The organism is Rosistilla carotiformis (assembly GCF_007753095.1).
GTDB classification, from domain to species: Bacteria; Planctomycetota; Planctomycetia; order Pirellulales; family Pirellulaceae; genus Rosistilla; species Rosistilla carotiformis.
In genome coordinates this window covers 4627411-4640706 of the sequence record NZ_CP036348.1, presented here as the reverse complement: position 1 = coordinate 4640706, position 13296 = coordinate 4627411, and the positions used below count along the sequence as shown (strand labels likewise).

Genomic DNA, 13296 nt, shown 5'->3' with positions numbered 1-13296 from the left:
GCTGCCAATCTCGGCGAGCGGGCGAGCGGGAAGTTTTGGTTTGTGAACAGGCGGGATCCTGCGGATGTGCTTACGCACCGCTGGTGAACCGTTTATCATCATGGCCAAACAACTCACCCCCTTCCCTGTTCCCTGGAATTCACAAGCCATGCCCGATTGCATTTCTTTGAAACCGAACGTCGACCTTGGGGTTGTCCCCACGCACCTGAAATTTGTCGGAGGCTTGGTCCCCGACGAAGCGGGCAAATTGCCTCGTGACGCCGATGGGAAACTGGTCGTCGTCGCGAACATGGCCAAGCTGTGCAGCGAATCGTTGGTCCGCATCAGCTGCGTCCAGGTACCGTTCTTTCCCGGTCTCGACGAAGCCGATGTGCAAGAGATGGTCGACGGGTTCCGCGAACTGAAGCTGCAGGTTCATTTCATCATGATGGTCGGCGGCGCCGATCCGATGAATCCCGATGACGAAGACGCGGTCGTGGAGATTCTTGTCGGCGGATTGTCGGCGGCGAAGAAGCACGGCATCGAAACCGTTTCGTCGACGTCGGTCGAAGAGTGGTTGAAGCCCGGTGCGACGCGTAAGGAAGGGGACGAGTTCACCGCCGCGGTCGCGCAGAACGTTCGCGTTCACAGCCGCGCTTTTAGAGAAGCCGAACTCGATGGATCGCCCGTCAAAGCGTGGCACATCGAGTTCTTGCGCGGTGGCGAATTCAAGACCTTCACCGACATCGGCCGGATCTGGACGTTTGTCGAAGCGGTCAACAAAGAGATCGGCAAGTCGTTCTTCAAGGTGATGGTCGACGCCGCCCACTGTGGCGATTCGACTCTGTCGATTCCCGAGAACGAAGCGATCATCCAAAAGATCGCCGATGGCGACGGGTTGGGTATCTTCCACGCATCGGCCAAGACGACGCGCGGTTGTCTATCGACCGACGATGGTTGGATCGGCGCGCTGCTAACTGCATGTGCCCGCACCGGGAAACTGAAGACCGCCTTTGTCGAAGTCTTCCATCACGAAGATGCGGCGCTCGAAGGCTTGCGGAATCTCGATCCCGGCCACGGTTTGGATACCTGCGACGGACGGACTTACGACCAGGTCGTCTTGGATGGATTGACCGATGTCGCGCGACGGTTGAACAACTTGTCCGTCCGCGGGATCCTTTAGGTTCCCACCGGCGAGAGCGCATAAAAAAACCGGTCATCTTCATAAATGAAGATGACCGGCCATATGGTTATCCCTCAGTTATTGCGGCAAAAACGGAGCCGCTGGGAGAATGACAGGTATCGGACGTGCTACTGCACTAGCCCTTAATTGATACGAGTCAACCCGATTAAATTGGTCTCTCTGCCGGAATGCAATCTGAAGGATGTGTAGAACAAATTCATGTCCCACAGTCGTAATCTTAGGTCAGCCGAGGCTGACGGCAAAGGTTAGTTCGGCGGTTGAGGGCATTTTGAATCAGCTTTTTTTTGACGAAGCGGGCTGTCCCTTTTTTGAGCCGATTGCTTCCTCATCATCTCTCCAATTTACAACGGGCATTTGACAAGCGATTCGCTTGTTTCTGCCGCCACTTTCGCCCCATGTTCGACGTTTTTTGCCTCGAAGGAATTTAATGACTCAGTTCAATCAAGCCGCCTTTCAGACCGCCAACGACCTGGAAGAGAACCTCGCAGAATATCGCGTCGGTTCGACGACAATTGGGGGCGCGACGCTGTTCGATCTCGGGATCGAGCACCGCGGGGGGCTGGTCGCTGGTGAGATGCTAGCGGATGTCTGCTTGGGAGCGGCGGCTGATGTCTTCGCCGCCGCCGAACCGGGAGCGATTGGAACGGGAGTTGTTGTGAAGGTGGCGACCGATAACCCTGTCGGTGCCTGTTTGGCATGCCAGTATGCCGGGTGGCCTCTTTCGGTCGGCGATTATTCAGCGATGGTCAGTGGCCCGATTCGCCTGTTGCGTGGCAAAGAACAACTGCTTGAAAAACTGGGACTGTCCGAACGGGGTGCGATCGGTGTGGCGGTGTTGGAAGCGGACACCTATCCCACTGAAGCTGCGGTTTTGAAGATTGCAGAAGAATGTTCGATCGAGCCCGAACTGCTGACGATCCTGATCGCTCCAACAACCAGTATCGCCGGGAACATTCAAGTGGTCGCGCGAAGCGTCGAGACTGCGATGCACAAGCTGCACGAAGTTGGCTTCGACGTCAACGATGTTCTGTCGGCAACCGGCAGCGCGCCGCTTCCGCCGCCGGCGCTGAAGTCGATCGATGGGATCGGCCGCACAAACGATGCGATCCTTTACGGCGGATCGGTCACGTTGTTCGTCGACGCCGACCAGGCGGTGATCGATGAGATCGGCCCGAAGGTTCCCAGCAACAGCTCCAGCGACTATGGCAAAACGTTTGGCGAGATCTTTGCTTCTTACGAATATGATTTTTTCAAAGTCGATCCGCTGTTGTTCAGCCCCGCCGTGGTGACGTTTGTCAATCTGCGCAGCGGGATCAGCCGCACGTTTGGTCAACTGAGGCCCGACATCTTGGAAGCGTCTTTTGGTTGTAAGTCGTAATGAAGTTCTTAGTGCTCGGTCCCGATCGCGGCTGGCATGCGAACCAGTTGCGTGCCGCCGCCGACAACGCGGGCGATTCGATCGCGTTCACCGACTATGAAGCGTTGTCGTCGGTCGTCGGTAACGGGGATCCGCTGCGTTGTGATTCTCCGGCGGGCGATCTGCATGCGTTCGATGTCATCCTGACGCGGACGATGCCATTGGGCACTTTGGAACAGGTGACGTTTCGATTGAGCATCTTGCATGCGTTGCAAGAATCGGGAGTGCGGGTTGCCAATCCGTCGCGCGCGCTCGAGATCGCGATCGACAAATACGCCACCACCGCGCGGCTCCAACGACTCGGCTTGCCCGTGCCGCGGACCGCGGTGTCGCAGACGCGATCCGATGCGATGGCGGCCTTTGAACAATTTGATGGGCCGGTGGTGGTCAAGCCGTTGTTTGGCGGCGAGGGACGCGGCGTGATGCGAATCGAAACGCGTGAACTGGCGTGGACCACCTTCACGACGCTCCAACAGCTGGGCGCGGTGATCTACCAGCAGGAGTATATTCCCTGCAATGGCCAAGACCTTCGGCTGTTTGTCGCTGGCGATTTGGTGTGGGCGGTGCAAAGGTGCAACCCGGATGATTGGCGGACCAACGTTTCGCGAGGCGCTACTTGTGAGCAGGTTGCGGTGACCGAGGCGTTTCGCGAACTGGCGACCATTGTCTGCCGGTCGCTGCAGTTGCACGTCGCCGCCATTGATCTGATCCAAGACGCTGCCGGGCGGACCTATGTGCTTGAAGTCAACGGCGTGCCAGGTTGGAAAGGGGCACAAAGTGTGATCCAGGAGAACCTAGCGGATCGGATCATCGAAAGTTTTCGTGCGCCGATCCCTGTCGTCGGTTCGTGAACCAACGCGTTTTATAATCCTCGAACATCGATCGTAACCCCACCACATCCCCATGACAAAATCATCCATAGAGGAAACCGTTCGCTGCAACGTTGCCGATCGATTGGCAGCGTTTGCCAAGTCGCAGCCCGATCAGGTCGCGATCGCTTTTGCCAAACCTGGCCGCAAGCCACGCTATGACACGATCACATTTGCCGACCTGGATCGACAATCGACTTGGATCGCGCGCGGTTTGTTGCGGCACGGGATCGCGCCGGGAACACGGTTAGCGATGTTGGTCCCCTTTGGGATCGACTTCATTCGTTTAGTTCTCGCTCTCTTAAAAGCCGGGATGGTGCAGGTTCTTGTCGATCCCGGGATGGGGAAGAAGAACCTGATCGAATGCCTCGCCGAATCGAAGCCGCAGGGTTTTGTTGGAATCCCCAAAGCGCAGGTCGCCCGGTTGTTGTACAGCCAGCGTTTTCCTGAAGCCAAGCAAAACATCTGCGTTGGGGGACCGATCGCAATCGGTGGCGTGGCGTTATCAAAGATCGAAGCGCTGGGCGAAGAGCCTCTCGATTTGCCGGTCACTTTGGAATCGGAATCGGCGGCGGTTATTTTCACCACCGGCAGCACCGGACCGCCGAAGGGCGTTGCTTACACGCACGGGACGTTTGAGCATCAGGTGCGGTTGATTCAACAGCAGTACAACGTGACGCCGGGGACGGTCGATCTGGCATGTTTCCCGTTGTTCGGATTGTTCGATGCGGTGATGGGAGTGACGACGGTCATCCCCGACATGGATCCGACTCGCCCCGCCGATGCCGATCCCGAAAAGATCTTGGCCGCCATCCGCGACTGGAAAGTCACGCAGGCCTTTGGTTCACCGGCGCTGTGGCATACGGTCAGCAAGCACTGCGTCGGTGGCGGGATCTTTTTGCCGACGGTACGCCGCGTGTTATCGGCCGGTGCGCCGGTTCCTCCACAAACGTTGGCGGCGGTGCGCAAGATGATCCATACCGAAGGGGAAGTCTTCACGCCCTACGGTGCGACGGAATCGCTTCCCGTGGCATCGATCGAATCTCGCGAGGTGCTGGACGAAACGGCTGCGAAGACTCGCCAGGGGAAGGGAACGTGCGTCGGGCATCGGTTCGCCGACATGATGTGGCAGGTTGTCGAGATCGACGACGGTCCGATAGCCGAGATCGGCGACGCAAAACCTGTTTCGCAAGGAACGATCGGGGAGCTGATGGTCAGCGGACCGGTGGTGACGCGGAACTATGTAACCCGTCAGGACCAGAACGCGATTCACAAGGTGCAGGATGGGACGCGGATCTGGCACCGGATGGGAGACGTCGGCTACTTGGACGATCAGGATCGCTTTTGGTTCTGCGGCCGGAAGGCTCATCGAGTCGAGACGCCGTCGCAAACGCTGTTCACGATCTGTTGCGAAGCGGTCTTCAACGAACATGCCGATGTCTATCGAACCGCCTTGGTCGGGCGTGGTGTCCGCGGCCAGCAGACGCCGGTCTTGATCGTCGAACCGCACGCCGATCGACGTCCAAAATCGGCGGCTGAACCGCAGGCGTTGATCGACGCATTGCAAGGGATCGGCAAGTCGTATCCTCACACCGCCGAGATCACCGACATCCGGATCTATCCCGAGCGGTTGCCGGTCGATATCCGCCACAACTCGAAGATCTTTCGAGAACAGTTGGCCCAGTGGGTGAAGTAGCTTTCGTTGCATGTGTCGGCCTCCGGCCTTTTGGGATTGGGGCCGCTTTGGTTCCGGAGGTTTACACCTCCGGCAGTTCCTATGCCGGCCTCCGGCCTGAAGCTGGAGGTTTGGTTGGGGAGTGCTACAGTCAGTGCCTCGGCAGCCCACAGGCCGAAGGCCGACACACCCAATGCCGGCGGTGTAAGCCGCCGGTCGCAGGTGACCGAACCAGAAATGAGGCCGGAGGCCGACACACCCAATGCCGGCGGTGTAAGCCGCCGGTAGCAAGTGACCTCACCAGAAATGAGGCCGCAGGCCGACACATCCAATGCCGGCGGTGTAAACCGCCGGTGGCTGGTGAGCGAACAACCACTTAGGCGAGCGGCTCGCCTCGTGGTTCGCTGTTCAATTGCCGCCCAGTCGATACAATCGGGTTCTTTCAAACGTTGCTCCCCGATTTGGCAAGGATGATCTTCTGATGCCGTTAGAAAAATTGTTCGTTTCCGACGCACGCGATGCCGCGCATGTTGGCAAGACGGTTTTGATCCAGGGTTGGATCCGCACTCGCCGCGATTCCAAAGGTGGCTTTAGCTTTTTGGAAATCAACGATGGCAGTTGCATGGGGAACATCCAAGTTATCGCCGACGCCGATCTAGCGAACTACAAGGACGAGATCCAGCGGTTGTCGGCCGGTTGCAGCGTCGCGATCGAGGGAGAGGTCAAAGCTTCCGAAGGGAAACAGGCGACGGAAATCCAAGCTTCGCAGGTGACGGTGCTCGGTTGGGCCGACGATTTCCCGCTGCAAAAGAAGCGTCACTCGTTCGAAAAGCTTCGCGAATGGGCTCACATCCGGGCTCGGTCGAACACTTTTGGCGCGGTCGCTCGGGTTCGAAACCAGATCTGCCAATCGATCCATCAGTTCTTCCACGAGAACAACTTTCTGTACGTGCACACGCCGATCATCACCGCCAGCGATTGCGAAGGGGCTGGCGAGATGTTTAAGGTGACGACGTTGGATCTGGACCGATTGGCCAAGTCGGGCGGTCCGGTCAATTACGAATTCGATTTCTTCGACAAACCCTCCTTTCTGACCGTCAGTGGCCAATTGGAAGCGGAGACCTATGCGACCGCCTTGGGGCGGGTCTATACGTTTGGCCCCACTTTCCGAGCGGAGAATTCGAACACCAGCCGCCACCTTTCGGAGTTCTGGATGATCGAACCCGAAGCGGCGTTCTTCGATCTGGCCGACGATATGGCTCTGGCCGAATCGTTCCTGCGAAAGATCTTGTCCGACGTGCTGAATCGATGCGACGAAGACCTGCAGTTTTTCGACCAACGGATTCAAAAAGGGCTGATCGAATCGCTGCGGAAGGTCGCCGAAACGCCGTTCCAACACATGACCTATACCGATGCGATCAAGGTCTTGGAGAACTGCGGTGAGTCGTTCGAATTTCCGATCGCTTGGGGAACCGACCTGCAAGCCGAACATGAGCGTTACCTGACGGAGAAGCATGTCGCCGGGCCGTTGATCCTGACCGATTACCCGTCGACGATCAAACCGTTCTATATGCGGTTGAGCGACGATCGGAAGACGGTCGCTGCGATGGACGTGTTGGTTCCCGGCGTCGGTGAAATCATCGGCGGCAGCCAACGCGAAGAGCGGTTGGATGTGCTGACGCAGCGGATGGCCGAGATGGATCTTCGCGAAGAGGATTATTGGTGGTATCTGGATCTGCGTCGCTACGGCACCGTTCCACACGCCGGATTCGGTTTGGGGCTGGAGCGATTGGTGCAGTACACGACCGGAATGGCGAACATTCGCGACGTGATTCCGTTTCCACGGACGCCCGGAAATGCGGAGTTTTAGTTGGAAGGCTTCGCTTCGATGCCGCAGAACGAACCGCCGGTGGGGCGATTGGCCCCGTCGCCCACCGGGGCGCAGCACCTTGGCAACGCGAGGACCTACATCCTCGCATGGCTCTCGATCCGCAGCCGCGGCGGCCGCGTGGTACTCCGCATCGAAGATATCGATTCGCCTCGCGTAAAGCCTTGGGCGGTGCAGCAAGCGATCGACGATCTCGCTTGGCTGGGGCTCGATTGGGACGAAGGGCCCGACATCGGCGGCCCGCACCCGCCCTATATCCAGACGCAGCGGATCGATCGATACAGCGCGATCTTAGATCGATTGCGCGATCAGGAGCTTTTGTATCCGTGTGCTTGCACGCGGAAGGACATCGAAGAGGCGGCGTCGGCGCCGCACGAAGCGCACGACGGGCCGGTCTATCCCGACACCTGTGCCGGCTGGCGCGTGGGCGATTCGCTGCCCGAGTCCGGCCATTTTTGCTGGCGTTTTCGATCGCGGCGGCAACGCGTCTCGTTTGTCGATCGCGTCGCGGGGCCGCAATCGAAGGTCCCCCATGCGGAGCTGGGCGATTTTCCCGTGACGCGGAAGACCGGCGAAGCGGCCTATCAGTTGGCGGTCGTTGCCGACGACATCGCCATGGGAATCACCGAGGTCTGCCGCGGTGACGATCTGCTGTCGAGCACCTTTCGGCAGATCGATCTGTTCGACGCGTTGGGACATCCATTGCCCCAGTTTGTTCACGTTCCATTGGTGGTCGGCAGCGATGGACGACGGTTGGCCAAGCGGCATGGCGACACGCGATTGAGCTACTTTCGCGAGCGTGGCGCGCGGCCCGAATCGATCGTCGGCTGGGCGCTCTGGTCGGCGGGACTGATCGAATCGTGGCAACCGATCCAACCGCAAGAGTTTGTCGAATCGTTTGACCTCGACGCGCTCGCGGCGGGCGAAACGATCGTCGCGCCGGAGGACTACGAGAAAATTATCGACGCCTCATTTTAGAGCGGTTGTGGTATGATGCGATTCTGGAAAACCGAACTGCTAAAAATCCGAGGCCTTTGAAATGAGTTGGATCCGTCGCGTTCTTGTATTGTTCACGCTGTTGGGATTTGTCAGCGTGGGACGCTCGACCCTTGCCGCCGATCCACTCTCGCTGAGCCTCCGGTATCGAACGCCAACCGATCAAGATTCGGGGTTGTTTCATACGCTGCATCGCGACGCCGCTTGGAATCCGAAAGAGACGGCGATCATCTTGTGCGACATGTGGGATGTGCACAGTAGCCAAAATGCGGTGCGGCGAGAAAAGCAGATTGCCCCGCGGTTGCAGCAAGTCGTCGAAAAGCTTCGCAGCGAAGGGGTGACCGTGATCCACGCACCCAGTGGATGCATGAAGTTTTATGCCGATCACGAAGCGCGAAAGCGCGCGATCGACGCTCCCGAAGCGAGCCATCACCCGGAAGAGATCAACGCTTGGTGCTTCAAGATTCCGCAGGAAGAAGCGGGCGTCTATCCGATCGAACAGCGCGATGGTGGGCGGGACGACGATCCCGTTGAATACGAGGCTTGGGTGAAGGAGCTGACCGCGAAGGGGCTCAAGCCGTTGTCGCCGTGGAGTCGCCAGATCGATGTGCTGAAGATCGATGCCGGTCGCGATTACATCAGCGATTCGGGAACGGAGATCTGGAACGTGATGGAAGCGGCCGGAATTAAGAACGTGATCCTGGCCGGCGTGCATACGAACATGTGCGTCTTGGGGCGGCCGTTTGGATTGCGACAGATGGTGAAGAACGGAAAAAACGCCGTCTTGATCCGCGATTTAACCGACACGATGTACAATCCGGCTTCGGAGCCGAAGGTCAGTCATTTCACCGGGACCGACTTGATCGTCGAGCACATCGAAAAGTTTGTCTGCCCCACGATCACCAGCGATCAAATCATCGGTGGCCAAGAGTTCCGATTTGCCAAAGACGATCGGCCTCACCTGGTGATGCTGGTCGCCGAACGGGAGTATGCGACCGACAAATCGCTGTTGGCCTATTCGGTCAAGCCGTTGGGTAAGTCGTATCGTGTCAGTTTTGTCTACGCCGATGCCGAAGACAAAAACGATCTGCGCGGCAGTGAGGTGATCGAATCGGCTGACCTTTTGTTTGTGAGCGTTCGCCGGCGGACGCTCAAGACGGAGCAATTGGATCGCATGAGAGCACACATCGCGGCGGGGAAGCCGGTCGTGGGAATCCGCACGGCGAGCCATGCGTTTCATTTGAACAACGCCGCTCCTGCGGAAGGGTATGCGGAATGGAAAACCTTTGATCCCGACGTCTTTGGCGGGAATTATACCGGGCACCACGGCAACAAGCTGTTACCGCAAGTCACCTTCGCGGCGATCACGCATCCGATTCTGGAAGATGTCGATCGGATGCCCTATATCTCGGGAGGGTCGTTGTATAAAGTATCGCCCTTGGCCAGTGGAACGACGGTGTTGATGACTGGCAAGTACGAGGGCTTGCCGGCGGAACCGTTGGCGTGGACCTTCACTCGGGCCGACGGGGGGCGATCGTTTTATACTTCGTTGGGGCATGCCAGCGACTTTGAACAACCTGCGTTTCGCCAGATGTTAAGCAATGCCATCGGTTGGGCGTTGCATCGATCGGTTGCAACGCAGGCCGTTGCGAAACCATGATTCGCCATGAAGCGTCGACGCCGTCGACCGACTCGGGTAGTATGTCGTGGTGTCGCATGAATGTTCCGTTGTCCAACGTCCCACCTTTTGGAATCCTTCTCCCCGCCGACGAACATGACTATTGATCCCGTCAATTCCATCGAACCTTCCAACCGCAGCTGGCTGATCGGATCCGGCGACGACTGCGACGTGGTGCTCTCGCATCCCAAAGTTTCCAAGCATCATTGCCAATTGACGCGTTCGGGCGATCGGCTTTCGATCCACGACGTAAATAGCGAAACGGGAACTTGGGTTGATGGCGTGCCATTTGTCGGTCCCAAACCGATCCGCCGTGGATCATCGATCATGTTGGGCGAAACGGTTGAAATGTTATGGCCCGTCGATCTGCTCCACTTTAAATCCGTGATCACGATCGGACGTTCACCCGAGAACGATGTGGTGTTGGATAAACCGAATGTATCGGGGCGGCATGCGCGTTTGATCGACGATGGGAATACGTTGTGGATCGAAGATTGTGGCAGCACGAACGGCGTGGCTTTGAATCGCCCCGACAATTTGGTGCGACATCATCGCGTGGTTCCAACCGATGCGATCTACCTGGGATCGACGCGGATCACGATCGACAGGATTTTGCAGGTCGGATTGGCACGCGAAACGGTTAATGGCAAAGAGGTTGCCGATCGTTTGGCAGAGAAGATGTTGGCGACGACACAGGTCAGCAATGTCGAACGGGCGCGAAAGCGGAAGGTTCGCAGCGCGCTGATGACATGCATCGCGATCGCTTCGATTTTGTTGGGGGCCGCGTGTGCTGTCTACTTTGCGAAGGTCTCCGATACGCCGAGCAAATCGGGCGAGCGAATTCCGAAGATGGTCCCTTAGCGTCCCGTTGATGCGCTAAGGTTCAGGCGATCAACGAACGTACTTTCTCCGCGATCGCATCGGGTTCGCTCATCCTGCCCGAGCCCCGTTTTCGGCAACTCAGCCAACCTTCTTCGGGACCAATCTGGTGAACCCCATCGGCTTCCAACTGTTGGAGGTTCCGTTGGACCGCAGGTTTGCTCCACATCTGATTGCTCATCGCCGGGGCGATCAACACCTTGCAATCGGCTTGTAGATAGATCGTGGTCAATAAGTTGTCAGCGATCCCGTTGGCAAACTTGCCAATCAGGTCGGCGGTCGCCGGTGCAATGCACAGCAGATCGCACCCTTCGGACAATTCGATGTGCGGTCCCAGCGGCCAGATCGTAGGAGCGTATCCGGTCGTTGCAACGGGATGTCCCGAGAGGGCTGCGAGCGTGTTGACGCCTATGAATTGTTCGCTGGCGGCGGTCATGACGACACGCACTTCGATACCCCCCTGAACCAATTGGCTGACCAGGCTGGCAGCTTTGAATGCCGCGATGCCACCACCAATCCCAACGACGACACGCGGGGGACGATTGCTGCTTGAAGGAAGTGTGTTCATGCGTAGGATTCGCCGCGACGTTTGCGTCGGGAATGTTCATCCGAAATTGAAGTGTTCACAAAAACAGCGCGGATCGAGCGCGATGAAATCGGTCCATGCCTGTCCCGACGGGCAAACGGCACTTGAGAGTCATTATCGCCACAATCGTCAAGGTTGTTCAATCCGGCACACACTGCGTATTCGTCGGGGTTCCTGGTCAACGGAAGGGTTTGTTCAGAAGGATCAAAGAACCTAACCCCCCCAAGAGCCGATGAAATGGGTGGCCATCCCACCCTATACGGCTCGCCCGCATCGAGCCGTATCTTCGAACTAAACCACTTTATTCCAGACGCGTGCCGCGGTCCAAGTATGGACAGCCGTCGTTACGACACATGCGTCGATCCGTCATGGAGGATTTATAATATGTCGCGCAATTTACGTTTATTCCTTTGTACGATTGCCACAATTTACGGTGTTTCGCAAGCTGCGGCACAATCATTTATGGGGCCCATCGCGTTGGCACCGGTCGCCATCGAAAGCAGTACCCCGCTGGCGATCGTGCGATGGAACAATCAAATCTGCCCGCAGGCTGGTACGCACGATACCGCGGGGCCACGCATCGCGGCCGCCATCGAAGCTGACGAAGCTGCACCGATCGCTCGCGTTGCCGACCTACCCGCCTCTGAAGTTGTTTCCAGCGACGCCCCAGAACTGGATCTCGTGGATGTTCCATCGATCACCCAGGCTACCGAAGTCGGGGCAGAGAGCCCTAGCAGCGACTCGGTCTTGATCGTTGAAACGACGGACACAACAGCAGAAGATACAGACGCCTCGGGTGTCGAGGTGTCGTCCGACGTCGCACAAAATGAATTTGCAACTTCTTCGGATCTGGACGAAGAATATCAACCGTATGACATCCCGTCGACCGATATCGTTTTGGTCGAGATCTATCCCGCGGAAGCACGCGTTGCCAAGAACTTTGTCGAGCTGCCAAGCGACGTTTTGGCGACAGCGACCCCGGATAGTGAAGTCGCGGATGTGAACTCCGCGGCTCAAGCCCCTGACGACGACTCCAACGATTCGCAGTCCAGCGTCGCGACGATCGATGCTGTTGAAGATGAAAGCGCCGGCGAATCGGTTGTCGAAGCGTTGCACGGGGCCGATGACCAGCCGGTGGCTGACTACAACGACGATGAACTGTTTGCACTCGAGGGTTGGGATCATGCGGAATCCTATAACGACCCAAGTGACGACGCCATTGTCCCGAGCACTGACGACGCGGCCGCAAACGATGCCAACGAAGCATCGCAACAAGCCGAAGAGCTCGGTATGCCACAGCCACCGGCGGCGGAATCTGCCGCAATCGACACGCTAGTCGACGCCGCTCTTGAAGTGACCGATGCGAACCTGGACGCCGACGTCGCAACGTTGAACCAGATCGATCCTGCGGTCGAAGAAGCCGAAGCCCTGCTGGCTCAAGTGCTCGACGAAATCGAAGTCGAAGCGATCATGGCTGCCGAACTGCCCGATAGTGAAGCTTTGGCAATCGACGTCGCGGCTATCAACAGCGATCTTTCCGCAGCCGCCGACGACATCGCTGCCAGTGAAGACGACGAACTGGCCCTCGTCGCCGACGATTCGACCATCGAAGAAGCGGAGCTGGACGGCAAAATCGCCCTCGATGGATACATCGCCGACGAGATGCTCGCGCAAACCGCGGAATTGGATGAAGTCGTTTACGACGACGTTGTCCAAAGCGATCTGGCCCAAGAAGTCGCTGCCGATGATGGCTACAACCACGACTACCGCTATTACGATGATCACGAATTCTTGGCCGAAGACGTAGCCGACGTTTCCATCGCTGAAGTCGCTGTCGATGAAGTCTCTGTTGATGAAGTCGCTGTCGATGAAGTCGCTGTCGATGAAGTGGCTGTCGAAGAAGTTGCAGTCGAAGAAGTTGCAGTCGAAGAAGTTGCAGTCGAAGAAGTTGCAGTCGAAGAAGTTGCAGTCGAAGAAGTTGCAGTCGAAGAAGTTGCAGTCGAAGAAGTTGCAGTCGAAGAAGTTGCAGTCGAAGAAGTTGCAGTCGAAGAAGTTGCAGTCGAAGAAGTTGCAGTCGATGAAGTTGCAGTCGATGAAGTTGCAGTCGATGAAGTTGCTGTCGAAG

10 protein-coding genes are annotated in these 13296 nt (G+C 57.6%); 9 read left to right on the top strand and 1 reads right to left on the bottom strand.

The window, feature by feature from the left end; all coding sequences use genetic code 11:
- Positions 1-64: 64 nt before the first annotated feature.
- From Poly24_RS16770 to Poly24_RS16735, 8 genes are all read left to right on the top strand, one after another.
- Positions 65-1162 (top strand): hypothetical protein, encoded by a 1098-nt coding sequence (locus Poly24_RS16770; RefSeq protein ID WP_145097851.1) that lies wholly within the window; start codon positions 65-67, stop codon positions 1160-1162.
- 448 nt (positions 1163-1610) lie between these two features.
- Complete coding sequence (gene mch / locus Poly24_RS16765) at positions 1611-2561, top strand: methenyltetrahydromethanopterin cyclohydrolase (RefSeq protein ID WP_145097848.1); 951 nt, start codon at positions 1611-1613, stop codon at positions 2559-2561.
- Positions 2561-3451: an ATP-grasp domain-containing protein gene (locus Poly24_RS16760; RefSeq protein WP_145097844.1), complete on the top strand. Its 891-nt coding sequence runs from the start codon at positions 2561-2563 to the stop codon at positions 3449-3451. The genes mch and Poly24_RS16760 overlap by 1 nt, the downstream gene beginning before the upstream one ends.
- Before the next feature lie 52 nt (positions 3452-3503).
- Positions 3504-5165 (top strand): fatty acid CoA ligase family protein, encoded by a 1662-nt coding sequence (locus tag Poly24_RS16755; RefSeq protein WP_145097840.1) that lies wholly within the window; start codon positions 3504-3506, stop codon positions 5163-5165.
- 460 nt (positions 5166-5625) lie between these two features.
- Positions 5626-7014 carry an asparagine--tRNA ligase gene (gene asnS, locus Poly24_RS16750; RefSeq protein WP_145097837.1) on the top strand — a complete coding sequence of 463 codons (1389 nt, stop codon included), beginning with the start codon at positions 5626-5628 and terminating at the stop codon, positions 7012-7014.
- An 18-nt stretch (positions 7015-7032) separates the two neighbouring features.
- Complete coding sequence (gene gluQRS, locus Poly24_RS16745; protein WP_145097834.1) at positions 7033-8010, top strand: tRNA glutamyl-Q(34) synthetase GluQRS; 978 nt, start codon at positions 7033-7035, stop codon at positions 8008-8010.
- Between the two features lie 61 nt (positions 8011-8071).
- The gene (locus tag Poly24_RS16740) at positions 8072-9688 is read left to right on the top strand and encodes a ThuA domain-containing protein (protein WP_145097831.1); all 1617 of its coding nucleotides are present in this window, start codon (positions 8072-8074) and stop codon (positions 9686-9688) included.
- A gap of 114 nt (positions 9689-9802) precedes the next feature.
- The gene (locus Poly24_RS16735; RefSeq protein ID WP_197451972.1) at positions 9803-10567 is read left to right on the top strand and encodes an FHA domain-containing protein; all 765 of its coding nucleotides are present in this window, start codon (positions 9803-9805) and stop codon (positions 10565-10567) included.
- A gap of 22 nt (positions 10568-10589) precedes the next feature.
- Here the strand turns inward: Poly24_RS16735 and Poly24_RS16730 are convergent, their stop codons facing one another.
- Positions 10590-11153 (bottom strand): flavoprotein, encoded by a 564-nt coding sequence (locus Poly24_RS16730; RefSeq protein WP_145097823.1) that lies wholly within the window; start codon positions 11151-11153, stop codon positions 10590-10592.
- 402 nt (positions 11154-11555) lie between these two features.
- Here Poly24_RS16730 and Poly24_RS27460 point away from each other — a divergent pair.
- Positions 11556-13296 (top strand): hypothetical protein (locus Poly24_RS27460; RefSeq protein ID WP_231753186.1); only part of this gene is annotated, 1741 nt, incomplete at its 3' end.